Source organism: Sorangium sp. So ce185 (assembly GCF_051526825.1).
Taxonomy (GTDB): domain Bacteria; phylum Myxococcota_A; class Polyangia; order Polyangiales; family Polyangiaceae; genus Sorangium; species Sorangium cellulosum_D.
This window is the reverse complement of sequence record NZ_CP150316.1, coordinates 10,679,658-10,703,755: the sequence shown is the minus strand read 5'-3', so window position 1 is coordinate 10,703,755 and position 24,098 is coordinate 10,679,658. Positions and strand designations below refer to the sequence as shown.

The window sequence follows — 24,098 nt, the reverse complement described above, 5'->3', positions numbered from 1 at the left end:
TCCGCCGCCGTTGCCCGCGCTTCCGCCGTCGCCCGCGCCCGCGCTTCCGCCGTCGCCCGCGCCGGCGCTTCCCCCGTCTCCGCCGTCGCCTGCGCTTCCGCCGTCGCCCGCGCCGGCGCTTCCGCCGTCTCCGCCTGCGCCGAGACCTCCGCCGGATCCCGATGTTGCACCGCCCTCGCCGGCTCCGCTCTCGGCGCCGGCGGATCCCCCGCTCCCGCTGGCGGCACCGCCTGCGGCGCCGTGGCCGCCGCCGCCCTCGCCGTCGTCACAGGCAGAGCTCATCAGCCAGAGCAGCGCGATCCAGCCCATTCGACGAACCGTGAGCATCTGTTTACCTCCCTGAGGCGGCGGCCTCCTTCGGGCCGACGCTCGAACGCTTGCCGCCTGGATGCGGCCCGCCGCAACCCCGTTCACCGCGCCACGTAGGCTCCACCACGGCCGAGGCGCGGCGGGCGTCGCTCACGGCTCCCGCGCGCACCGGACCCCGATGCCGACCGTGCGGGTCGTCGGGACGCGCTGGTCGCGGGTGGAGAGGTGCAGCGCCTCCGCGGCGCTGCGCCAGCCGCCGCCGCGCATCACCCGCTCCGTGCCGCCCGTCGTGACGGCGCAGTCCACGCACTCGGGCGGGTAATCCCCGTGATAATCCAGCGTCCACTCCCACATGCCCCCCGCCAGATCCGCTTGCTTGAACAGCCCGTCTCCCTGCGGTGACTTCGACCCGACCGGCGGGAGGTCCTCGATCACGCACCCCGCCACGTCGCTGCCAATGCATGCATACACCGCGTGGTCCCGATCGAGCGTTTCATCGTCCGGCGAGGTGGACCACGGATACGGACGCTGCTCGGCGCCGCCGGCCGCCGCGTACCCCAGCTCCGCCTCGGTCGGCAGTCGGCCGCCGTCCCACGCGCAGAACGCAAACGCCATGTACCAGCTCACGCAGTTCATCGGCAGGCGCTCGTTGGCGCCGGGCTCATCCGTCCACGCCCACGCCGTCTCCTCCGAATCGCAGAACAGCCCTTTCAGGAGCTCCGCGCGGTCCGGCGGCAGCCGATCTTCCCACTCCGCATCCCACCCGCTCCCCGCGATGAGCGGGTGCTCTCCGGCGCCCGGCGCCGGCCGGCTCCCGGGATACGCGTCCACGAACGCCCGGAACCGCCCCAGCGTGACCTCGAACCGGTCCAGCTGGAAGTCGCTCACCGTGGCCGGGAAGGCCGGGTCGTTGCTCCGGTTGAACGTACCCCCCACGACCAGCTCGCTCGCGCAGCAGCTCTCGTCTTCCTTGGGCCCGCACGTCGCAGGCAGCCCGGCGCAGCGGCTGCCAGTTTCCACGCCACCGCCGCCACCGCCGCCACCACCGCCGCCACCGCCGCCACCGCCGCCACCGCCGCCCTGGTCCTCTATCGGATGATAGGGCTTGTCCAGCCCGACGACCGTCGTGCAGCCGACGCCCGGCAGGCACAACGCCGCCCACAGCCATCGCGCAAATCGTTCTCTCATGCTCCTCGTGTGTTACCGAGGCGAGAGTGAGGAATCAACAGAACGATCGGAGGGTCAGCGTGCTCCTCGGCGGGATCGCCCACGCCCGTAACGAACGACGGTTCGGGCCCGTTCCGCTCAACGACGACGCGCAGCCGCTGCGCGGCGGTGGGGTCGGCCGCCGGATGACCCGCGGAGCTCGCCACCGGGCTGCGTTGACGCAGTGCGGCCCGGAGGTTAAAGGTGGGCTGCAGCGCCATCGGCGCCCTGGGAGCAGGGCTCGCCACGAGCGCCGGGAGCGTCATCCTCGCCGCCGTCGTCGCGGCCGCTGCGCGGCGCTATCGGCCTCCGCAAGTTCGCCGTAAGATGGACACGCCGCGAGGCAGACTGCATGGCATCGATCACTCCCGATAAGAAGAAGATCAAGAGCTTCCCCACCGAAGCCGAGCTCGAGGCGTGGATGGCCGCGAACCACGCGCAGGAGACGGAGCTGTGGCTGAGGATCTACAAGAAGGGCTCCGGCGTGCCGACGGTGACCCAGGCGCAAGCGCTCGACGTGGCGCTCTGCTGGGGATGGATCGACGGCATCCGCAAATCCCTGGATGAAAGCTCGTTCTTGCAGCGGTACACGCCGCGCAAGTCGAGGAGCGTCTGGAGTCAGATCAACCGCGACCACATCGCCCGCTTGACCGCCGCGGGGCGCATGACGCCCCACGGGCAGCGGCAGGTGGACGCGGCCAAGGCCGACGGCCGCTGGGATGCGGCGTACGCGCCGATGCGCAGCGCGACCGCGGCCACCCTGCCGGACGACCTTCGCGCCGCGATCGAGGCGAACCCGCGGGCGCGCGAGGCGCTCCAGGGGCTGGGGCGTCAGAACCTGTTCGCGCTGGCGTTCCGCATGAGCAACATGAAGACGCCCGCCGGCCGCGCAAAGAAGATCGCCGACCTGGTGGCGATGCTGGCGCGCGGGGAGACCATCGTGCCGGAACGGCGCAAAGAGCCGAAGGCGGCCCGGCCCCCCAAGAAGCCCCGTTGAGGCGGACCTCGAAGCTGCCGAAGGCGGCCGGTCGGGCCCGCGTTGGACCGCGCCGCAAGCGCGCGCGGCCGAGCCTCAGCCGGAACCGATTGACAAGCAACCCCATTGCGTGAAATGTAGTTTCCCCACCCAATAAGGAATTTGCATGCCCTGGCCGGAACCCGTCACCTTGCGCGGGCGCCATGCCGCGCTCGAGCCGCTGACCCACGCTTACCATGACGATCTCGTCGACGCGGTGCGCGACGGTGAGCTGTGGGATCTCTGGTACACCTACATCCCGCGCCCCGAAGGCATGCGCGACGAGATCGAGCGTCGGTTGTCCCTCCAGCGCTCGGGTTCGATGCTGCCCTTCGTCGTGATCGACGCGCGCAGCGGACGCGCGGTGGGCATGACCACGTACATGGACATCGACGCGGCCAATCGGCGCGTGGAGATCGGCTCGACGTGGTACCGCAAGAGCGTGCAGCGCACCCCGCTCAACACCGAATGCAAGCTGCTGCTGTTGCAACACGCGTTCGAGACGCTGGAGTGCATCGCGGTGGAGTTCCGAACGCATTTCTTCAACCACCAGAGCCGGCGCGCCATCGAGCGCCTGGGCGCGAAGCTCGACGGCGTCTTGCGCAACCATCGTCGCGCGTCCGACGGCACGCTGCGCGACACGTGCGTATACAGCATCATCGCTGCGGAGTGGCCCACGGTGCGCAGCCACCTCACTCATCAGCTCTCGAAGCCTCGCGAGGCGGCGCCCGCGCGCTGAGCCCCCTCGGCATCGCAGCGTCGCCGCCTCAGTCGTAATACTCGTTCCCGAGGTGGGTGATGAGCTCTTCCCCCATCATCCAGCGCAGCGTGTTCTTGAGCTTCATCGACTGGATGAACAGGTCGTGCTCCGGGTAGAGCTCCGGCGCCGTCATCGGGCTCTTGAAGTAGAAGCTCAGCCACTCCTGCGTCCCGCTGAACCCCGCCCTCGCCGCGAGGTCCAGGAGCAGCGCCAGGTCGAGCACGATCGGCGCCGCCAGGATCGAGTCCCGGCAGAGGAAGTTCACCTTCATCTGCATCGGGTAGCCGAGCCACCCGAACAGATCGATGTTGTCCCACCCCTCCTTCGCGTCCCCGCGCGGCGGATAATGCTCGATCCGCACCTTGTGGTAGAGCTTCGAATACAGCTCCCTGTAGAGCTCCGGCTGGAGGATCTGCTCGAGTACGCTGAGCTTCGAGGCCTCCTTCGTCTTGAACGAGTCCGGATCGTCCAGCACCACGCCGTCGCGGTTGCCGAGGATGTTCGTCGAGAACCACCCCGAGACGCCGAGCATCCGCGCCTTGAGCGCCGGCGCGATCACGGTCTTCATCAGGGTCTGCCCCGTCTTGAAGTCCTTGCCCGCGATCGGCACGCCGTGGCTGCGCGCGAGCTCCCACGCGGCGGGGAAATCCACGGTCAGGTTCGGCGCCCCGTTGGCGAACGGGACACCCTCCTTGATGCACGCCCAGGCGTAGATCTGCGAGTTCGAGATGGCCGGGTGGTTCGAGAGGAGCCCCGCCTCGAACGCGGCCGCCGACCGGTGCACCTCCGACGGCGCGATGAAGATCTCCGTCGAGCCGCACCACACCGCCACCGCGCGGCTCGCACCGCGCGAGCGCACGAAGCCGCGGATGTCGTCCCGCACCTGCTCCACCATGTCGGCCTTGCTGCGGCCGGTCTTCACGTGCGGGCCGTGCAGCCGGCGCACGTAGTCCGGGTAGAACACCGCCTTCATCGGCGTGACGGCCGCGAGCTCCTCGCGGACGGCATCGAGGTGCGCCGCCTCGAGCACCTTCGCCTCCACCGCCGCCTCGTGCGCGTTGTCGGGGAAGATGTCCCAGCCGCCGAACTCGAGATCATCGAGCGACGCCAGCGGGACGAAGTCCTTGATCCTCGGAGAGCGGTTCTCCGTCCGCTTCCCCAGCCGGATCGTCCCGAGCTGCGTCAAGGCCCCCACCGGCGCGGCGACGCCCCGCCGCGCGAGCATCACGCCCGCGATCGTCGTCGTCGACACCGCCCCGAGCCCCGGGAGGAGCACGGCCAGCTTCCCCTCGGGCTTCGCCAGCTTCTGCGGCTGCTTCATCAGATCTCTCCTCACGCGACCAGCTCGGCCGCTCACGGCTTGTCTCGACGAACGCCCGGCGCGCGCGGCGCCGCTCAGCCGTTGGCGGCCTGAGGCAGCGCCGCGTCGGTCTCCGACGCCGCCAGCGCAGGGGCGTGCCGGCCCAGCCCGAGCACGCTCCGGAAACCCTCGATCGTCCGGCGCAGCCCCGCCCGCAGCGGCACCTTCGGCTCGAACCCGAGCACCCGCTTCGCGTGATCGATGACCGGCTGCCGCTGCCGCGGATCGTCCTGCGGCAGCGGGCGGAACGCGATCCGGCTCCGGCTCCCGGTCAGGCGAATCACCTCCTCGGCGAGCTCCAGCACCGTGAACTCCTCCGGATTGCCCAGGTTCACCGGGCCCGTCTCGGTGGGGTGCTCCATCAGCCGCACGATCCCCTCGACGAGATCGTCCACGTAGCAGAAGCTCCGCGTCTGCGAGCCGGCGCCGTAGACCGTCAGATCCTCGCCCTGGAGCGCCTGGACGATGAAGTTCGACACCACGCGCCCGTCGTCGAGCGCCATCCGCGGGCCGTAGGTGTTGAAGATCCGCGCCATCCGGACCTCGACGCCGCGGCGACGGTGGAAGTCCATCACCAGCGACTCGGCGCAGCGCTTCCCCTCGTCGTAACAGGAGCGGATCCCGATCGGGTTCACCGAGCCCCGGTAGCTCTCCGGCTGCGGGTGAACCTCGGGATCGCCGTAGACCTCGCTCGTCGACGCCTGGAACACCCGCGCCCCGCAGCCCTCGGCGAGCTTCAGCGCGTGGAACGCGCCGACCACGTTGATCAGCGTGGTCCGCACCGGATCGCGCTGGTAATGCGGCGGGCTCGCCGGCGAGGCGAGGTTGTAGATGCGGTCGACCTGGAGATCGTACGGCTGGGTGACGTCGTGCTCCACCAGCCGGAAGCGGCGATGGTGGAGGAGGTGGGCGACGTTGCCCCGGGCGCCGGTCGAGAAATCGTCGAGCGCGATGACCTCGTGGCCGTCGCGGATCAGCCGATCACACAGGTGGGAGCCGACGAAGCCGGCGCCTCCGGTCACCAGGATGCGCAGCGCAGCGCTCATGTCTCTCTGACCTCCTCTCCAGGCGACGACGACCGAACGACCGCCCCGGCACGGGTCGGCGCGATGGGGTTCCTCCCCGCCACGGTCGCTTCGTCATCCTTCATTTGCAGCACGCTGTTTCGAGCCGACACCACACGTTCACGACCCCCGGTCCCCTGGGAGCTCCCGCTCGTCCCGCTCGTGGAGCAGCTCCCGGGCGTATCTCTCCAGCGCCTCGGCGCGGTGCGCCGCGGTGTGCCGGGCGAGCACGCGCTCGCGCGCCCGCTGCCCGATCGCGACCCGCTCCCGCTCGGGGAGCTCGCGGAGCAGGCGGAGCGCCTCCTCCGAGGAGCGGGCCACGAGGATCTCCTTGCCCGGCTCGAAGAGCTCGTCGAGCCCGGGCCAGTCGTCGCTGATCACCGGCACCCCGCAGGCCGCCGCCTCGAACAGGCGCACGCTCGGCGAGTACCCCGCCTCGATCATGTCCCGCCGGGTGACGTTGAGCGTGAAGCGCTGCGCGCCGTAAAAGGCGCGGTGCTCGCCCGGCGGGATGTGATCCGTCCGGTCGACGTTCGCCGGCCAGTCGATGTCCGCCGGGTACTGCGGCCCCGCGACCGCGAAGCGCCCCTCTGCCCAGCGGCGCGCCGGCTCGACGAGGAGGCGATCCAGGGTGGGCTGGCGATCGGGGCTGTAGGTGCCGAGGTAGCCGAGATCCCACCGGGGCGAGAGGCGCTCCGGGAAATACGCGTCCGGATCCACCGAGCAGTAGAGCGGGCGCGCCCGCTTCGCCCCGTAGCGGCGCTCGAGCAGGTCGAGCGTGGGGCCGCCGGTGAACGAGAGGTAGAGGTCGTAACGCGGGATCAGCGCCGCCGACAGGTACTCGGTGTCGCCCCGCTCGAGCTTCTTGAGCGTCACCGGCGTGTCGATGTCGTAAAAAGCGGTCTTCCCGCGCGCCGTCTCCGTCACCCAGGCGCCGACCTCGACCCCGTCGGGCACGTAGGACCCGACGACCACCATGTCCGCGTCGCGCACCGCGTCCCCGAAGCGCGCGCGGAGGTCGTCGAGCCCCTGGTAGAGCTCGGTCCGGCCGTACGGAGGGGCCGGCAGATCGCGGTTCTCCGCGTAGAACCAGAGATCCCGCTCGAGGAACAGCACGCGGTGCCCGCGCTGGGCGAGCCGCTTGAGGAGCCCGCGGTACGTGGTCGCGTGGCCGTTGCCCCACGACGAGGTGATCGACAGGCCCAGGAAAACGAAGGAGAGGGTCTTCACGGCGCGATCGCGGTGAGGGTTGCGTCGGCGGCGTCGGCGGCGGCGGCGCGGCCGAGCAGCGCTTCGACCTGCTTCGCCCGCTCCGCGTACGTGTGCTCGGCGAGCACGCGCTGCTTCGCCGCCTCGCCGATGGCGCGGGCCCGCTCGGGCGTGAGCGCCCGGAGGATCGCCGCGACCTCGTCGCCGCTGCGCGCGACGAGCACCTCGCGCTCGGGCTCGAGGAAGAGCTCGATCCCCTCCCACGCGTCGGTGATGAGGCACGCGGCCGCGCCCGCGGCCTCGAACACCCGGGTCGCCGGGGAGAAGCCGACCGACGCCATGCTGTCGCGGGCCACGTTCAGCACCGCGCGGGCGCTCGCGTTGAAGGCGTTGTGATCCGCGGTGTAGACGTGCCCGACGTATCGGACGTTCGACGGCATCGCCTTGTCCTGCCAGCCGTTGCCGCCGAGCAGGAACCGGAGCTCGGGGAGCGCGGCCGCGGGCCGCAGGAAGAACTCCTCCACGCGCCGCTCCCGGTCCGGGAGGCGGTTGGCGAGGAGCGCGAAATCGCAGTCGAACCGCGGATCTGGCGCGACCTCGAAGTGGGTCTCGGGGTCGAGCGCGTTGTAGATCGGCACGCAGCGCCGGGCGCCGAGCGCCTCGTAGCCGCGCACCACGGGGTCGCCGCCGCCGTAGGTGAAGACCAGGCCGTAGCGCGGGATCTGCGCGCGGAACGGGTCCGACGGGTCGGTGCGGACCCGCTCGAGCGTGGCCGGGGCGTCGACGTCCCAGAAGATCGTGGTGAGCCCCGGCCGATCGAGCGCGGCGACCTCGGCCTCGAGGAGCTCGTCGAAGACGCCGACGCCGCTCGCCTTGACCACGACGTCGGCGCTCCGCGCCTGCTGGACGAGGCGCCTCGGCTCGTCGGCGTCGGTGCCGGAGTAGACGACCACGCGGGCCCACGGCGGATCGTCGATGTCGCGGTGCTTCTGCCGGTCGTACGCGTCCGGCTCGTAGAAGGTGACGCGGTGCCCCCGCGCGGCGAGGGCGCGGATGATGCCGCGGTAGTAGGTGGCCGCTCCGTTCCAGTAGGCGGAGACGAGGCTCGATCCGAAGAAGGCGATGTTGAGCGGTCGGCTCGAGGTCGGGCGTCGGTTCATGCGGTGGCTCGCTGGGTGGTGGCGGCGGGCGCCGGGCGGTCGACCTCGATGCCGAGGTCGGCCGAGATGCAGAGGAGCTCGTTGACGCGGTGGGCGCAGGTGTGGCGGGCGAGGACCGTCTTGCGCCCCCGCTCCGCCAGCTCGGCGGCCATGGCGGGCTCGGCGAGGAGCGCGCGCAGGTGCTTCTTCATCTCCTCGCCGTCGCGGGCGACGAGGTAGTCGAGCCCGGGCGAGAACAGCGCCTCCGCGTCGCTCCACGGCGAGCAGACGAGCGGGATGGCGCAGGCCATGGCCTCGAACGGCCGGATGGTCGGGATGCCCGGGAGCGACGCGACGTAGGGCCGCCTCGGCACGTGGACGGTCACCCGCGCCCGCGCGAACGCGTCGGGCGCGCGGTGGTTGGGGAGCCAGCCGCGGTACTCGACCCCGGCCGCCTCGAGCGCGGCGCGCGCGTGCTCGGGGTAGCGCACCCCGTGCACGCGGGCGGAGAGGCCGAGGTCGCGCGCCGGGCCGATGAGGAACTCGTCGAGCTCGCGGGTGCGCTCCTCGTCGCCCCAGTTGCCGACCCACACGAGATCGCGCTCGGGCTGGAGCTCGCGGCGCGGGCGGAAGACCCGCGCGTCGGCGGCCTCGTGCCAGACGAACGCCCGGCGGGCCCAGCGGCGCTCGAGGTAGAGATCGCGGATCACCCGGCCGAAGGCGAGGACGCCGTCGTAGTGGGTGAGGTCGTAGCGGGCCATGGCCCCGGGATCGGTGACCGACCGGTGGTGCGTGTCGTGGAAGAGCAGCCGGTACGACGCGCCAGCCCGGTGGGCGCCGACGCGGGCGACCAGCTCCGGCTCGCTCCACTCGTGGACGATGACCAGCGCGGCGCCCTCGAGCGCCTCGTCCAGGTCGAGCGAGGCGAGGTCGTAGCGGATCGGGTCGACGTGCGGGTAGACCTCGCGCACCTCGCGCAACGGGGCCTCGCCGTGGTCGGCGACGAGGTTCTGGAGGCTCCATGCGTCGCGCGGCTCGAAGACGCGGACCTCGTGCCCGCGCTCGGCGAGCTCGGTGACCACGCCCCGGAGGAAGTGCGCGTTGCCGTGGTTCCAGTCGGACAGGAGCGAGTGGCAGAACAGGACGATGCGCATGGCTCACTCGCCTCCCACGGCGGCGGCGCGCGGCGCCTCGCGCGCCGGCGAGCGCCTCGCTCGCGAGCTGCCCCCGAGGAGCTCGCCGTAGAGGCGCAGGTAGCCCTGGGCCATCCGCCGCGGCGAGAACCCGGCGGCGCGGGCGCGGGCGCGCGATGCCATCTCCTGCCGCCTTTCGGGGTCGTCGATGAGCGCCTGGAGCGCGCGCCGGAGCGCCTCGGTGTCGCCGGGATCGACGTAGAGGGCCGCGTCCCGCCAGACCTCGCGCAGGCTGGGGATGTCGCCGAGGACGAGGGCGCAGCCGGAGAGCGCGGCCTCCAGGACCGACAGGCCGAACGGCTCGTAGCGGGCGGGGTGCGCGCAGATCGAGGCGCGGGCGAGCGCGGCGGCGACGCCGGCCGGCGAGAGCACGCCGAGGTGCTCGAGCGACGGGACGGGCCGGCTGCCCCCGCCGGGGTGGACGTCGCTCCCGGCCACCTGGATCGGCCAGGGCAGGCGAGGGGCCACCTCGCCGAGGGCCGCGATGTTCTTGGCCTGGTCCCAGAGCCGCCCGACCGCGACGATGACCTCGTCCTTCGGGCCCGGGGCGAACCGGTCCGGGTCGGCCGCGTTGGGGATCACCGCCGCCCGGGCGCCCCGGAAGGGCGCGCGCGCGCCGTGGTGGCGCACGAGGGCGTCGAGCATCGCCTGGGTCGGCGCCACCACCGCGGCCGCGGCGGCGAGCCCGCGGGCCACCTCGCGCCGGTAGCGATCGTACCGCGGCGGCGCCTCCCCGCCGAGGACGGCGGTCCACCAGGAGAGCACGCACGAGTGGGCCACCACGAGCTTCGGGGCGCGGAAGCCGAGGGCGCCGTGCGCGTAGCCGTTCAGGTGGACCACGTCCGGGCGGACGCGCTCCTCGAGCTCGAGGAGCCAGTCCCCGGCGCGCGCGACGTCGTCCCAGGGGTCGTCCATCCACTCGAGCCGGAAGGAGCTCTCGAAGACGGCGAGCCCGGGCACGCGGCCCGCGGCCTCGCGCTGGGGCGCCGAGAGCGGCCCGCCCATGGTGGCGAGCGACGTGCGGACCCCGCGCGCCGCGAGCGCGCGCGCGAGCTCGATCGCGTAGGAGAAGACGCCGCCCACCGTGTCGGCGGTCATCAGGACGGAGCCGGGGGTCTGCAGGGCGTCAACCATGGCCGGGCGCCGCGACCTCGAGCTCGGAGAGCGGGAGCGGGCGGCTCTCCTGGATGTCGCTGAAGTGATCGAACTGGCCGAGGTAGTGCGCGACCGAGCGCTCCCACGCCTGATCGTCCGGCAGGCCCCAGCGCATCGTGTAATCGGGCGACCCGGGGTAGGGGAACATCGGCACCGGCTCGTTCGCCCACACGCCGTGCTGCCGGAGCCGCTCCCGGAAGGCGGCGACGTCCGCGGGATCGTCGGTCTGCGACTGGATCAGGTTCGCCTGGACGAAGGGGACGCTCTTCTTGGCGTGGATCAGCAGGTCGCTGAGCTGCTCGGTCGAGAGCTTGCAGTGCTTGGCCAGGAGGCTCCTGCCCTCCTTCGTGATGCTCTCCACCCCGGCCTCGATCGAGACGCACCCCGCCTTCCCGAGCAGGTCGAGCATCTCGCGGTTCCAGTTGTCGATGCGCATCTGGATGCCGAACGACACCGGCCGGTCCACGAGCGCCTCGAGCAGCGGGCGGTCCGGGAGGAAGATCTCGTCGATGAAGTAGACGTAGCGGACGCCCTGCGCGACGAGCCCGTCGAGCTCGTCGAGGAGCACGGCGAGCGGCCGCTTGCGGTAGCGATCGCGGAAGTTGTCCTTCGCGCAGAAGGTGCAGTGGTACGGGCACCCGCGGGACGCTTCGATCTCGGCGCCCGGCCCGACCGGCGCGGCGTCGAAGCGGTGGTGGTGGTGGGCGTGGCGCGCGACCGTCGCCTCGTCCCAGCGGAGGGCCGGGAGCAGGGCCATGTCGGACGCGTGCGGCCCGCCCTGGACGCGCGCCTCCTCGCCTTCGACATACGCGATCGAGGCGATCTCGCCCCAGCGCGCGCGCGGCAGATCCGCGAGCTGGACAAGGACCTCCTCGCACTCGCCCATCACCACCGCGTCGACCCCGAGCTTGCGCAGGGTGGCGCGGGGGGTGGTGGAGGCGTGGGGGCCGACCGCGAACCTTAGCCCCGGCAGGTCGCGCAGGGCGTGGAGCGTCTGCTGCGGGATCCGGAGCTCGGGCGGGGCGCAGCGCCAGAAGAGGTAGCTCGGCGCGGTGGTCACCACGACGGCGTCGGGGCGGAGCGCGGCCACCTCGTCGCGGAGCGCCTCCAGGGAGAGGTCCCGGGCCTGGGCGTCGACGATCGCCGCCTCGTGCCCCGCGGCCTCGAGCAGCGCCCTGGCGTAGCCGTACTCGAGCGGCAGGTGGGGCTCGCGGCAGCCGAAATAGATGCTCCCCTCGAAGCTCCAGGGCGGGTTGACGAGCGCGAACCTCACTCGGCGCCCTCCATGCAGAGCTCCTCGGCCGCCTGCCCGGCGGCCTTGCCGGCGCCGGTCATCTCGCGCAGCCAGCCGTGCAGCTTGCGCACGCCGTCGCGGAACCGGACGCGCGGCCACCACCCCGTCGCCGCGTTGAACCGGCGGCAATCGGAGACGTAGTAGCGCTGATCGCCGGGGCGCCACGCCTCGAAGCCGGTCGCGGGGCGCTTGCCGTCGAGCTCCTCGATGAGGTCGAGCAGCTCGAGCAGGCTGAGGGTGTTCTCCGGGCCGCCGCCGATGTTGAACGCCGTCGCGGAGATCTGCCGGATGTTCTCGCGGGCGAGGAGGAAGGCGTCGACGAGATCGTCGATGAACAGCACGTCCCGGACCTGCATCCCGTCGCCGTAGAGGGTGATCGGCTCGCGCCGGAGCGCCTGGAGGAGGAAATGAGCCACCCACCCCTGGTCCTCGGTCCCGAACTGGCGAGGCCCGTAGATACAGCTCATCCGGAACACCGCCGCGGGGAGCCCGAAGGTGCGGGCATAATCGATCACGTACTGATCCGCCGCGCCCTTCGAGCACCCGTAGGGGCTGTGGAAGTCGAGAGGCCGGGCCTCCGAGATGCCGGCGGCGCGGAGCTTCGGATCCTCGGGCGCGTACTGCCGATCCCTGCACTGGAGCGGGACGTCGGGGAGGCCGCCGTACACCTTGTTGGTGGACGTGAAGAGGAGCGGCGGCGGGGCGCTCTGGTCGCGGATCGCCTCGAGGACGTTGAGCGTCCCCCGGGCGTTGATCTCGAAGTCCTCCTCCGGCCGGACCAGGCTGGTGGTCACCGCGACCTGGGCGGCGAAATGAAAGACGCTGGAGGCGCGCCGGACCACCTCGGCGACCGCGCCGGCGTCCCGCACGTCGCCGGTGACCAGCGTGACGCGGTCGCCGTGGACGCGCTTCAGCCAGTCCACGTTGCGCGCCACGGAGGGCCGCGAGAGGTTGTCGAAGAGGATCACCGACTCTCCCGCCTGGAGCAGGCGGTGGGCCACGTTGGACCCGATGAAGCCGGCGCCGCCGGTGATCAGCGCCGGCCGCCCCGGCTCCCCGGCCGCGCCGCGGGGATCGAGATCCGCGGCGCTCATACCGTCAGCCCCCGGGACTCCAGCTCGGCGCGGGCCTGGGCGACAGCGTCCTTGGCCACCTGGCCCTCGAGCCAGCCGGCGAGATCGCGGAGCCCCTCCTCGAGGGTGACCTGGGGCTCATACCCGATCTTGCGCTGCGCCGCGCCGATGTCCGCGAAGCAGTGCCGGATGTCGCCCAGCCGCGATTTCCCCGTGATCTCGGGCTCGATCCGGTCCTTCCCCATCACCTTGCGGACGTGATCGGCGACCTCGCGCACGGTGTACGACCGCCCGCTGCCGATGTTGAGCACCTGGCCCACCGCGGAGTCGGCGCTGAGGACCCGGACGCAGGCGCGGGAGATGTCGGCGACGCTCACGAAGTCGCGCCGCTGCAGGCCGTCCTCGAAGATGAGGGGCGGACGATCGTTGAGGAGCCGGGAGGCGAAGATGGCGAGGACGCCCGTGTACGGGTTGGAGAGGGCCTGACGGCGGCCGTACACGTTGAAGAAGCGGAGGGCGACGGTCGGGATGTTGTAGGCGCGCCCGATCGTCAGGCAGAGCCGCTCCTGGTCGTACTTGGAGAGCGCGTAGACCGACTCGAGCGCCGGCGTCTTGGACTCGGGGGTCGGGATCGGCACGAGCGCCTCGCCCGCCTCGCTCCGGACCTCCCAGTCGCCGCGCTTCAGCTGATCGAGCGGGCGGCTCGCGCCGGGGACCACGGCGCCCGAGGCGGTCCGGTAGAGCCCCTCGCCGTACACGCTCATGCTGGAGGCGACGATCAGCCTCGACACCGGCCTCTCGGCGAGCTCTTCCAGGAGCACGGCGGTGCCGAGATTGTTGACCGAGGTGTACTCCTCGATCTTGTACATGCTCTGTCCGACCCCGACCATGGCCGCGAAGTGGTAAACGACGTCCACTCCGCGTAATGCTGACTTCACCGCGTCCCGGTCCCGGACGTCACCCACGATGAGCTCGACTTCCGGGTTGAGGTAAGCCGGGCGCCGGCGCTCGGGCCCGTGCACCTGCGGGGTGAGGCTGTCGAGCGCCCGGACGCGATGCCCTTGGCGCAGGAGCTCGTCGGCGACGTGCGAGCCGATGAAGCCCGCTCCACCGGTGATGAGGACGTGACTGGCCATATTCCTCTGGGTCGATGGTCAATGCGTGGCAAAACGCCACGAGCCTGAGCGGATGAGGCTAGGCTATAGAAGAGGGCGCCTCTCGCGCGCGAGGCCGCGCTCGGCACAGCTCAGTGCGCCGCCGTGTCCGATTCTGTTCAGCGCGGACATCGTACAATCGACGCCCGGGACGCCATCCGAGTAACATGTAACTCACGACCCTGCAAGAGCGGTTCGTGAGAGATTTGACAATATCACCCGCAGTGCGATCTTCGAGTCGCGCTGGCGAGTACTCGAATCCCGCCAGAACCCTCGGTGATTTCACGGACAATCCTCGGGCTCGGTCCATGGCGCTCCGGTGCGTGGGCGCGCCGTCTGCGGACGACGGAGCATGCGATACGCCACCTCACCGTGGGATCAGGCGAAGCCGGTGCTCCTCTAGGGAGAGTCCGTATTGACTACTTCGTTATATCCCGCTGCGCGCGCTCGATCTCCTCCAGCACCACCTCGGGGTGGACATCTTTCTTGAGCTCCTCGAGGTGCGGGTCGCTGGTCCGGGGCACCTTGAGGTGCCTGGAGATGCCGTCGACGAGCTCGATGAGCCGGGTGACCTCGTGCTCTGCCAGGAGGTTGATCTGGAGGTCGAGATCGGCGCGTTTGTCGGCGAGCGCCTGCATGCGGTTCTGGCTGATGAGCACGAAGGTCGAGAGGAAGATCGCCTCGACCGACGCGATCATCGCGAGCATCACGAACGGAAACGGGTCGAACGGCTTGAGGCCGGGGATGACGCCCGTGTTCACCACGATCCAGCCCCCGAAGACGGTGGCGTGGAGGAAGACGAACGTCATGCTCCCCGTGAACTTGGTGATCGTGTCGGCGAGGGCCTCCTGGAAGCCCTTGTTGCGCTCGCTCTCCTTCCGGACCTGCAGGAGCGCCTGGATGTTCCGGCGCACCACGCCCTCCATCTCGGAGCGATCGAGCCCCGCTGCTGATCGGGCGCCGCGAGCCGTCTCGGGATCGTTCATGAACGGACCTCCTGGGATGAGGGCTCCGAAAGGCGGACTTGTCAATCCGTTTTCGTCGGAGCTGCCGCCCGGACGTGACCGGTCGCGTGTTATCGACCGCATTACGATGAGCTCTGAGAAATTCTAAGATTATCTGCAGCGAACGGGGGCAACGTGCGCGGCGCGGTCCCGGCCGGGCGGGCGCGCTGCTAAGCTCGCCATCGCCCGCGCCGGGGCGGGTCCCGGGGCACCAGCAAGGAGGAGCCATGATCGTCGTCACCAACCGCATTCCCGTCGCCGAGGGCCACGAGGCCGAGTTCGAGGACCGCTTCAAGAACCGGGTGCACCTGGTCGACCGCGCGCCCGGCTTCATCCGGAACGAGGTGCACCGGCCCAAGCCGATGAAGCTGGACCACGCGACCGGCGCGTGGAGCCCGGATCCGGACGCGCAGGGGTTCTACGAGGTCAAGACCTGGTGGCGGTCGATGGACGACTTCATCGCCTGGACGAGGAGCCCCGCCTTCGCGGAGGCGCACCGGAACCGCGCGCCGAAGGAGATGTTCGCGGGCCCGAGCAAGCTCGATATCCACGAGGTGTTCCTCAGCACCGATCTGCAGGGCTAGCGATCCTCGGCGCGGGCCGGGGGCGCCGTGGGCGCGCGCGGGCGCCGTGCGCGCAAGGCGCCGCGCTCCCGGCTTGAAGGCGCGTGGCCTCGTGTACTACGAGGCCGGGCGAGCGGGCCCGTCGGGCCGCGGGCCAGGGGCCGCGCGGCCAGGCGGGGCCTGGAAGACCTCGCCCATCATGTCAGCACTCACTCCAGGAAGACGGGACGCCGGCGCCGCGCGCTGGCGCCCCCCGGGCCCACGGCCAGGCCGGGGCGCGGGGCCCGAGCGGCCGCGCGTCGAGGCGGCGCGGCGGCGGCCGCCGCGGGCCCCGGGGAAGGCGCTGTTTCTCCTCCCCAACCTGATCACGCTGTCATCCATCTTCTGCGGCCTCGACGCGGTACGGCGCTCGGCCGCCGCGCGGTCGGACGACGATTTCCGGCGCGCCGCGAGCCTCATCCTCCTCGCGATGCTCCTCGACGCGCTCGACGGCCGCGTCGCGCGGGCGACCAGGACCGACAGCGCGTTCGGGCGGGAGCTCGACGCGCTGGCCGATCTCGTCTCGTTCGGCGTGGCCCCGGCCGTGCTCGTGCACCAGTGGGCCCTGCACCGCCTCGGCCTGGCCGGCGTGCTCGGCGGGTTCGTGTTCGCGGCGTGCGGCGCGATCCGGCTCGCTCGCTTCAACGTCCTCTCCCTCGCCGAGGCGGCCTGTTCGTCGGCGCCGCCGCGGTACGTCGTCGGCCTCCCCGTCACCGGAGCGGCCGGGATCCTGGTCGCGATCGTCATGACCCACGGCGCCGCGGACGGGCAGCTCGCCGGGGCCGGCGCCGCGCCGGCGGTCCTCGCGACGACGCTGCTCCTCTCGCTCCTGATGGTGTCGACCCTGCGGTTCCGCTCGTTCAAGGACGTCCGCCTCGACGCCCGCACCGCGCTGTCGATCGCGCTCGTCATCGGCTCGAGCGCGCTCATCTCGGCCCGATGGGCGCCGGGGTACGTCCTTGTCTGGCTGATCGGCGCCTACGTCCTGCTCGGGGTGGTCGAGTCGCTCTGGCGCCCTCCGGCGCGGCGCGGGGGCGCGCCGGGCGAGCCCGCCGCCGCGCTGGGGGCGTGTCCCCGGGGCGGGGAGGAGCGGCTTTCGTCTCGACGCGGGCGCTGAGGGTCGCCGGGCGGCGCGGAGCGGCCTGGTTCCGAAGGCTCCGCGCGCTTTCAGACGGGTCGCCGGAGGCGCCGCGGACCCCTGAAACCCCGCGGATGCGCGAAAGCGAGGGCGGGCGCGAGGGCAGTGCTCAGAATTGAACATGAAGGCGGGGAGGCGGGAAGAAAAGATCAATGATCTTCCTGCCTTCCCGCCTTCATGTGAACTCTCTCCGGGCAAATTTGAGCACTACCGGCGCGAGGCACAAGGAGCGTCCAAGTCGAGGCTCGCGCGCGGAAGGCGTTGACCGGATGCCCAACCGCTGGGACGTTCGTCGTCGAATGATCACCCCCGATGCTCCCCTCGGCTCTCCCGCCGCGCTCGCGCAGAGCCCGCCCGCGGGGCTCGCGCCGCTCGAACGCCCCGGCTTCGGCGCGGGCCTCAAGGCCATGCTGGGCGGCTACGGGTATCTCTTTCGCACGCCGGACCTCTGGCCGCTCGCGCTCGTCCCCACGGGCATCGCGCTCGTGCTCACGATCGTGCTCTCCATCGTCGGCGTGAGGGTCGCGCCGTCGCTCGTCGAGCTGATCGTGAAAGAGCCGGGGACGGGGGGGCTCTGGACCGTGCTCATGGCCGTGCTGCGGATCCTGTCGCTCGCGGTGGTGCTCGTGGCCGCGCTCGCCATCTCGTTCGGGCTCGCGAAGCCGCTCTCGGGGCCCGCGCTGGAGCGGATGGTGCGCAGGGCCGAGGCCGATCTCGGGGCGCCCGCGTGGCCGGGGGTCGGCTTCTTCGCGGACATGTGGCGCGCGCTGCAGTCGTCGCTCGTGGCGCTCGCCTTCACGCTCCCGATCCTCATCGTCCTCGGCGTCGTGGGTTTCCTCTTCGCGCCGGCGAGCGTCGTCGTCGTCCCGCTTCAGCTCGCGGTGACGGCGCTCGCGGGGGCCTGGGACCTCTGCGACTGCCCGCTGTCGATCCGCGGCGTGCCCGTAGCGGCGCGGATCGAGTTCGTGCGCCGGAACCTCGCCGCGGTGATGGGCTTCGGATTTGGCCTCGCGCTGCTCTCGTTCCTGCCTTGCTCGCTGCTCATCGTGCTCCCGGCCGGCATCCTCGGGGCGGCTCGACTCGTCGTCATGCTGGAACGGTGGGAGGGCACGAAGCGAGCGCCGCGCTGAGCTCGGGCGACGATCGGGGCACCCACAGCTCCGGCGAGAGCTCCCCCTCCGGCGCCATCGCGAGCCCGCGCCGCGCAGAAGCGAGCGCCGGCGCCAGATCCAGGCTCCGCAGCGCGCGCTCCGCCGCCCTCGCGTGCCAGAGAGCCGCCTTCCCTCGGACCGCTCCTTGCTCGAAGTGCTCGGCGAGCACGACAGGATCCGGCTCACCCGCGCGTTCCAGCCAGGCCCCGGCGAGCCCGTGGCCGACCTGACGGTCGCGATCCAGGAGCATCGCGTAGGCCGCCTGCCGGACCAGCGCGTGCTGAAACGCGTATTCCTCCTCCCCTGCGAAGCGATGCTCGCCCCGCCGCGCCACGATCTCGCGCTGGGCGAGGTCCGCGAGCAGCTCGTCCGAACGCCTGGCGCCCACGCCAGGCGGCACAGGAGGACGCTTCCAGCGCCGCAGGAGGCCCCGCCGCCCCGCATCGTGACGACCTACGGCTTCGACGAACGTCACCAAGAGCGGCTGCTGGTGCCGGAATTCATCACCTATGCCTGGTGCGCTGCCTTCTGGTACCAGACGCCGTCGAAGGTGCGCGCGCAGGTGTCGAAGGCGCGCCGGAGCCAGTACGCACGGATCGCGCGGCTGCCGCCCCTTCTGGGTGAAAAACTCGATAAGGCCGGCGTCCCGTTCTACGCGCTGCGCTTCGTGGCGTACGCTGAGACGGTCTTGGAGCAGGAGGAGAGGGCCCGCAAGGTCCTCGCGGGCGAGCGTCCGCCGCGCCGGATGCCGCCACCCCCGGACGAGAAGGCCGCCAAGGCGACGAAGCGCCGGAGGGGGCGACCCGCCTACCCCCGCGCGCAGCCCGGCGAGAAGAAGCCCCGAGCCGAGGAGCAGGGCAGCCCCACCGCGCAGCCCCATGGAGACGATGCCACCGAGCAGCAGGCCAACCAGTTCGACGAGGTCATGTCCCTGATCGCCTTCCACCTCGCCGGCAAGCTCGAGTCCAACAGCGACCCCGACAACGAAAGCGCCGATGACGACCTCGACGAGGAGGCACCGCTCTAGTGAGCCCGCGCACCGATCGGGCAGCACCGCGGATCATGGTGCCTGGCACCCGCGCAGAATTACCAAATCGACCTCCCAAGATCGGCCCCTCGGGCGCTCCCTCGAAACGACCTAACTGCGTGTCACCAGAGCGTTTCTTCGCCTGACCAGATCCCGGTAACTCGCGACGAGTTACCGGATCATCAGAATTACCATTTCGGGCCTCCTCACGGGTTCTCGTTCAGGCTCCGTCCCGAACCCGAAACACTACAACAACGGAGGTTCGATACGGCAGTAGCAGCTACCCTTGCGCCGTCGGCGGCTCCAGACGCGCGGTCGGCGGGCCGCGTTGGCGGGCGACGCTGCTGCACGGGCCGCATCGTGCGCAGCCCCAGGCGTTCGGCCGTCAGCGCGCGGTGACCGTGACCTGCCCCATGGGGGCGCTCCGACGAGCCGCCCGCGCCCGGGGGACGTCGCGCAGCTCCAGGCGTGCGGTCGCCAGCACTCCGTCCAACGCCGTCGAGCGCCGTCCTGCCCACGATGCCGCGACGAGCCGCCCTGGCGGGCGACGCTCGTGCAGGGGCGACGTCGTGCAGTTCTAGACGCGCGGCACGAGCTCCCGTCGCAGCCTCACCGCTGGCTTCGCCCGCCGGTGAAGCGGCGCAGGTGCGAGCGTGAGCGCGGCTGCCGCGCTCTCGCCCATAGCCGAGGCAACTTTGGCCGGCTAGTATGCCCCAAAGTAAGAATTTTGACCACACTCGATCGAGGCTCGCGATGACTGAGCGCATTCCGTCATCCAGGCGCCAATTCTCGACAAAGCGGCCAAGACGTGGCGACTTCTGTCGATTGACGCCGAGCGGCCGGCGTCAGTACCGTGCCGGGATGCGTTACATTGCGCATTCGCTCTCGATTTTTCTCACACTCGGGGCCGCAACAGGCTTCACCAACTCGGCCAGTGCCAACGGCGTCCATCCGCAGGCGAAACCGAGCGGCAGTTCATCGGTGAAGGACCTTGTTCGGCGTGGTCAGCGAGCGCGCAGTGCGGGGCAGTGGACGGAGGCCTACGCCGCCTACAAGGCGGCCTTCGAGGCGGCAGACCCGGCGTCCAGCACGGGGCGAGAGCGTGCGGAGATCGCCGGGGAGCTCGGGTTGTGCGAGCTCGCGCTGAACAAACACCGTGACGCGGCCGAGCACTTGGCCTGGAGCCTTGGGCAGCTCGAGGCGCTCCCTTTGCCGCTGCAGAAAAGGTTCGAGGAGGGGCGACGCAAGGCAGAGTCGTTGGTGGCCGTGCTCATCCTGGCCGTGGATCCGCCGGACGCCGAGGTGCTCGTCGACGGCAAGCAAGTCGGCCGGCCCGCGCGCACCTACACGCTCTACTTGGAGCCGGGCCGACACATGGTGCGGGCCCGAGCACCCGGCCGCGAAGACGCGCTCCATGCCATCGGCGCCGTGGCAGGCGCGAAGCACGACATCGCGATGGTCTTGCCGCGCACGTCGGCGCGCGAAGCCAAGGAGGGCGGGCCGGTAGCACGGAACGACACGCCGCAAACCCCGAGCTCTCCGCCGGTTGCGCGCACAGGGCCTCCCAGCCCATGGGCCTCCTGGCCGGGGAGGGCGCGGATCGGCGGCATCGCGGTGACGACGGCGACGGCGGCGGCCGGTGCGATCCTTCTCCTGCGCGCTCACGTCGTCCACGGCGACCTGCGCGAGGGAGACGCCGCGCGTCGCGCGCAGGGATGGACGTCGCACACGTGCCGGGAAGCGAGCGCACCCGCGGCGTGCGCCGACATTCACGACCAGGTGAACGAGCGGGACTTGTTCGCCACGCTCGGCAAGGTGTCGCTGGTGACGAGCGCCGTGTTTGGCGCGGCGACGGCGGCCTCCTTTTTCACGGAGGTCGCCGTCTTCGGTGCCGGGCCGAGAGCCACTGGCGTCCGCGTCGTCCCCATGACAACGAGCGAACGGGCTGGGGTGCTCCTCGAAGGAGCATGGTGAGGCGGAGGCGAGGTCATGCGTTCTAGATCCGTGGGTCGCGGTCGAGGAGGCCTCCGCTCGCTGGCGTCCATCGCGCTCGGTCTGGCCGGCGCGGCCGGCAGCACGGGGTGCTACTCCGACAACTGCGCGGACGCCTACCTGTGCGAGGTTCCGCCGCCGGAGCCGTCACCTTGTGACGGGCATCCGGCGACGGCACTGGCGCTCGACATGTGCGGCGTGTTCGTCAGCGAGCAGGGCGACGACGAGAGTTCCGGCACGAAGGACGCGCCGGTGAGGACGTTGCAGCACGCGGTCGGCCTCGCCGCGCACGGTCGAGGCAACGGCCAACGGCCGACCCGGCGCGTGTACGCGTGCGGCGGGTTGTTCGAGGAGGAGATCGCGCTGCCCTCGGGGGTTGACCTCTGGGGCGGGCGTCTCTGCGATGACGGCGACGATTGGTCGTATGAGGGGTCGTTCGGCGGACCGGATCACCCGACGATCATTGCTCCGCCAGTGGGGATCCCGCTGCGGGTCCTCGGGGGAGACGATGCGATCATCGCCGGGGACGACGCGACGTCCATGATCTCCGGCGTGCGCGTGATGGCGGCCGACGCCTCCGCGAGCGACGGCAAGTCGTCGATCGCGATGATCCTGAGCGCCGGAGCCAGGGCCATCGTGCGGGAGAGCGACATCCTCGCAGGCGATGCCAGAGATGGAGAGCCGGGCGAGGACGCGCCGAGCTTCCGTGCGAGCTCCGGCTTGGTCGGGAACAACGGCGCGGACGCCTGCACCGCGGACGTGGCGCCGGGCGCCATTCCGGTCGTGACCGTGTGCGGCGATGGTATCGAGTCGAGGGGTGGCTACGGGGGCGACGGCGGCCTCGAGATGGGCGGCGATGGTGCTTCAGGGCTGCCGGAACCGGTCGGGAATCCGCCCGAGCTCGGCCTGGGCGGCTCCGGCGCGTCCACGATGCCGTGCAAGCCGGGGGAGAACGGAGCCAACGGCGCCGATGCAGAGCGCGCTGCCGGAGCGGTGGGCGCTGGCCGCCTGGACGTCAACGGATGGGTCGGCGTCCGCGGGGAGGACGGGAAGCGGGGCGGCGTCGGTCAGGGCGGCGGCGGGGGCGGCGGCGGCAAAGGGCGCGACGACATGAACGCGTGTCCGGCAGGTCGGCCGCAAGGCGGTGCGTCCGGCGGAGCGGGCGGCAGCGGCGGTTGCGGGGGCAAAGGGGGCCAGGGGGGCGACTACGGCGGAGCGAGCATCGCGATCGTGGCCTTGCAGGGGAGCGCCATCACGGTCGAGGCCGGCAGCAAGGTCCTCGGGGCCAAGGGCGGCGATGGCGGGGTCGGCGGAACGGGCCAGTGGGGAGGCTTGGGCCTTGCCGGCGGCAATGGTGGACGCGCTTTTCTGATCGAGGCGTCGCGAGGGTGCCGCGGCGGCTTTGGCGGCCGCGGCGGCCGCGGCGGCGATGCGGGCGGCGGTCTCGGGGGCCACTCGCTCGGCATCGGCTCCGTGGGCGCGTCCGTGGCCATCTTGGAGCACGCGACGGTCTTGCCCGGCGAAGCCGGCAAGGGCGGCCTCGGCGGCAGTGCAGCCGAGGAAAGCAACACCGGCCAGGGGGGAGAAGGGATTGCGCTGTTCTGGTACCGGTTCGACGCGCCAGCCCCGGAACCACCTCGATGAGACGCCCCGTGCTGGCGGCGCACGTCCGGAGACGCCCATGAAAAAGAGCACCGCGGCTACCTTGGTTCTTCTGCTGTCCCCGTGCGCGACCGGGTGCGGAACCGCCCCCGACGTGAACGACCCTGGCGTGACGCCCTGCGAAGGCACCTCGTGCGAGGACGAACCGCCCCCGGAGTCGGTCTGCATCGAGCACGTCGCCGCCGACATCCTCGACGACGGCTGCGGCGTGTTCGTCGCCGGAAACTACGGCGGCGGCGACGACATGAACCCCGGCACGAAGGCGAAGCCGGTGTACACCATCGCGCGCGCCGTCGAGCTCGCGCGCGTTGGACGAGGGCGCGTGTTCCTCTGCAACGAGGGGTTCATCGTGGAGCAGATCAATGTGCCCTCTGGCGTGGATCTCCGCGGGGGCTTCCACTGCCGGAACTGGGTGCGCGACCCCCTGCGCCCGTGGACCCTGTTGAACCACAGGGCGGTCCGCGGCCCCGTGGTGATCGTCGAGCCCGCGGGCCCCGAGGACAGCGGGGCCGCGGACGGGGTGTCGACGATCGCCGATCTCCACATCCCATCATGGGGCCCGGTCGGCGTGCTCGTTCAGTCGAGCACGGCGGTGGAGATCCTGCGGAGCGAGATCAGAGCCAACGGAGGAGAGGGGGGCATCGATGGCGAGCAGTGGCCGACCAAGCAACCGGACGCACCAGATGGCATGTTCGGTGGGGACGCGTGCTCGGCGACCGTCGTCGCCGGCGGGCCTGCGCCCGTGAACCGGTGCGAGAGCGGGCACACGAGCGTCGGCGGCAAGGGAGGGGACGGGCGGCCCGACAGCGCCGAGGATGGAGGCGACGGGGAGCCCGCCTACGCTTCGCCCTCGCGCGGCGGTCTCGGGGAGCGGGACAACCAGAGTTGCTCCATCGGATCCACCGGGGGCCCGGGGGCTCCGGGAACACAGGGCGCACCGGGCAAGGGCATCGGGCGCCTCACCGAGACAGGATGGGCGGGCGACACGGGGGGCGAGGGCACCTGGGGCACGCCGGGCCAGGGCGGCGGCGGCGGTGGCGGTCGCTGGGGTGGGCTGGCCCTGTGCGGCGTGGCCTCCAAGGGAGGCCCAGGAGGAGGCTCGGGCGGGGCTGGCGGTTGCGGAGGCCGCGGGGGCCGCGGGGGAGCGAACGGACAGCCGTCCATCGGCGTCCTCTCGCTTCACGCCCGGGTGACCGTGCGCGACACCAAGATCACGACGTCCCGCGCCGGCTCGGGCGGCGACGGCGGGCCACCCCAGGACGGCGGCAGAGGCGGCAGAGGCGCACGGGGCGGAGCGCTGGGGGATGGGTTCTACTCCTGTCTCGGCGGCCATGGCGGCGATGGCGGGCCCGGCGGCTACGGCGGCCCAGGGCGTGGCGGCGATTCGATCGGCGTCGCCTACCTCGACGAGGACCAGCTCACGCTCGATGGCGTCACCTTCGAGCTCGGACCGCCGGGCCCGGGCGGGACGAGCTGGAATCACGATGGCAGCACGACGCTGGGAGAGAGCGGCAAGGCCCACGAGACGCTTCGGTTTTCTGAATAGTCGCCAATCGCCTCCCGGAAGGACGACGGCACGGATCTCCATGAC

At 71.5% G+C, this 24,098-nt stretch carries 20 protein-coding genes; 9 read left to right on the top strand and 11 right to left on the bottom strand.

The window, feature by feature from the left end; translation table 11 throughout:
- Positions 1-459: 459 nt before the first annotated feature.
- Positions 460-1,497 carry a formylglycine-generating enzyme family protein gene (locus tag WMF26_RS39390; RefSeq protein WP_437996919.1) on the bottom strand — a complete coding sequence of 346 codons (1,038 nt, stop codon included), beginning with the start codon at positions 1,495-1,497 and terminating at the stop codon, positions 460-462.
- A 370-nt stretch (positions 1,498-1,867) separates the two neighbouring features.
- Here WMF26_RS39390 and WMF26_RS39385 point away from each other — a divergent pair, with 370 nt between their 5' ends.
- Both WMF26_RS39385 and WMF26_RS39380 read left to right on the top strand, forming a co-directional pair.
- Positions 1,868-2,512, top strand: coding sequence for a YdeI/OmpD-associated family protein (locus tag WMF26_RS39385; protein ID WP_437996918.1), 645 nt, complete (start codon positions 1,868-1,870; stop codon positions 2,510-2,512).
- Between the two features lie 145 nt (positions 2,513-2,657).
- Positions 2,658-3,269 carry a GNAT family N-acetyltransferase gene (locus WMF26_RS39380; RefSeq protein ID WP_437996917.1) on the top strand — a complete coding sequence of 204 codons (612 nt, stop codon included), beginning with the start codon at positions 2,658-2,660 and terminating at the stop codon, positions 3,267-3,269.
- A gap of 28 nt (positions 3,270-3,297) precedes the next feature.
- Here the strand turns inward: WMF26_RS39380 and WMF26_RS39375 are convergent, their stop codons facing one another.
- From WMF26_RS39375 to WMF26_RS39330, 10 genes are all read right to left on the bottom strand, one after another.
- Positions 3,298-4,611 carry an inositol-3-phosphate synthase gene (locus tag WMF26_RS39375; RefSeq protein WP_437996916.1) on the bottom strand — a complete coding sequence of 438 codons (1,314 nt, stop codon included), beginning with the start codon at positions 4,609-4,611 and terminating at the stop codon, positions 3,298-3,300.
- A gap of 74 nt (positions 4,612-4,685) precedes the next feature.
- Positions 4,686-5,696 carry a UDP-glucuronic acid decarboxylase family protein gene (locus tag WMF26_RS39370; protein ID WP_437951266.1) on the bottom strand — a complete coding sequence of 337 codons (1,011 nt, stop codon included), beginning with the start codon at positions 5,694-5,696 and terminating at the stop codon, positions 4,686-4,688.
- Positions 5,697-5,834: 138 nt separating this feature from the next.
- Positions 5,835-6,944 carry a CgeB family protein gene (locus WMF26_RS39365; RefSeq protein WP_437996915.1) on the bottom strand — a complete coding sequence of 370 codons (1,110 nt, stop codon included), beginning with the start codon at positions 6,942-6,944 and terminating at the stop codon, positions 5,835-5,837.
- The gene (locus tag WMF26_RS39360; protein WP_437996914.1) at positions 6,941-8,083 is read right to left on the bottom strand and encodes a CgeB family protein; all 1,143 of its coding nucleotides are present in this window, start codon (positions 8,081-8,083) and stop codon (positions 6,941-6,943) included. The genes WMF26_RS39365 and WMF26_RS39360 overlap by 4 nt, the downstream gene beginning before the upstream one ends.
- On the bottom strand, positions 8,080-9,216 hold the full coding sequence (locus tag WMF26_RS39355) for a CgeB family protein (protein WP_437996913.1): 1,137 nt from the start codon (positions 9,214-9,216) through the stop codon (positions 8,080-8,082). The genes WMF26_RS39360 and WMF26_RS39355 overlap by 4 nt, the downstream gene beginning before the upstream one ends.
- Before the next feature lie 3 nt (positions 9,217-9,219).
- On the bottom strand, positions 9,220-10,389 hold the full coding sequence (locus WMF26_RS39350) for a glycosyltransferase family 4 protein (RefSeq protein WP_437996912.1): 1,170 nt from the start codon (positions 10,387-10,389) through the stop codon (positions 9,220-9,222).
- Positions 10,382-11,683 carry a TIGR04295 family B12-binding domain-containing radical SAM protein gene (locus WMF26_RS39345; RefSeq protein WP_437996911.1) on the bottom strand — a complete coding sequence of 434 codons (1,302 nt, stop codon included), beginning with the start codon at positions 11,681-11,683 and terminating at the stop codon, positions 10,382-10,384. The genes WMF26_RS39350 and WMF26_RS39345 overlap by 8 nt, the downstream gene beginning before the upstream one ends.
- The gene (locus WMF26_RS39340) at positions 11,680-12,798 is read right to left on the bottom strand and encodes an SDR family NAD(P)-dependent oxidoreductase (RefSeq protein ID WP_437996910.1); all 1,119 of its coding nucleotides are present in this window, start codon (positions 12,796-12,798) and stop codon (positions 11,680-11,682) included. Before WMF26_RS39340 ends, WMF26_RS39345 begins: the two co-directional genes overlap by 4 nt.
- A complete protein-coding gene (locus WMF26_RS39335; protein ID WP_437996909.1) occupies positions 12,795-13,913 on the bottom strand; it encodes an SDR family NAD(P)-dependent oxidoreductase in 1,119 nt (372 codons plus the stop codon). The genes WMF26_RS39340 and WMF26_RS39335 overlap by 4 nt, the downstream gene beginning before the upstream one ends.
- A gap of 437 nt (positions 13,914-14,350) precedes the next feature.
- Positions 14,351-14,917 carry a DUF1003 domain-containing protein gene (locus WMF26_RS39330; RefSeq protein ID WP_437996908.1) on the bottom strand — a complete coding sequence of 189 codons (567 nt, stop codon included), beginning with the start codon at positions 14,915-14,917 and terminating at the stop codon, positions 14,351-14,353.
- Positions 14,918-15,162: 245 nt separating this feature from the next.
- Here WMF26_RS39330 and WMF26_RS39325 point away from each other — a divergent pair, with 245 nt between their 5' ends.
- From WMF26_RS39325 to WMF26_RS39295, 7 genes are all read left to right on the top strand, one after another.
- Positions 15,163-15,519 carry an antibiotic biosynthesis monooxygenase family protein gene (locus WMF26_RS39325; RefSeq protein ID WP_061629153.1) on the top strand — a complete coding sequence of 119 codons (357 nt, stop codon included), beginning with the start codon at positions 15,163-15,165 and terminating at the stop codon, positions 15,517-15,519.
- 178 nt (positions 15,520-15,697) lie between these two features.
- A complete protein-coding gene (gene pssA, locus WMF26_RS39320; protein WP_437996907.1) occupies positions 15,698-16,654 on the top strand; it encodes a CDP-diacylglycerol--serine O-phosphatidyltransferase in 957 nt (318 codons plus the stop codon).
- Between the two features lie 320 nt (positions 16,655-16,974).
- Positions 16,975-17,805: an EI24 domain-containing protein gene (locus WMF26_RS39315; protein WP_437996906.1), complete on the top strand. Its 831-nt coding sequence runs from the start codon at positions 16,975-16,977 to the stop codon at positions 17,803-17,805.
- Between the two features lie 166 nt (positions 17,806-17,971).
- Positions 17,972-18,853 carry a hypothetical protein gene (locus WMF26_RS39310; RefSeq protein WP_437996905.1) on the top strand — a complete coding sequence of 294 codons (882 nt, stop codon included), beginning with the start codon at positions 17,972-17,974 and terminating at the stop codon, positions 18,851-18,853.
- A gap of 861 nt (positions 18,854-19,714) precedes the next feature.
- The gene (locus tag WMF26_RS39305; protein ID WP_437995667.1) at positions 19,715-20,827 is read left to right on the top strand and encodes a hypothetical protein; all 1,113 of its coding nucleotides are present in this window, start codon (positions 19,715-19,717) and stop codon (positions 20,825-20,827) included.
- Positions 20,828-20,842: 15 nt separating this feature from the next.
- Positions 20,843-22,489, top strand: a complete 1,647-nt coding sequence (locus tag WMF26_RS39300) for a hypothetical protein (RefSeq protein WP_437996904.1) — start codon at positions 20,843-20,845, stop codon at positions 22,487-22,489.
- Positions 22,490-22,526: 37 nt separating this feature from the next.
- Positions 22,527-24,053, top strand: coding sequence for a hypothetical protein (locus WMF26_RS39295; protein ID WP_437996903.1), 1,527 nt, complete (start codon positions 22,527-22,529; stop codon positions 24,051-24,053).
- The last annotated feature ends 45 nt before the right edge of the window (positions 24,054-24,098 follow it).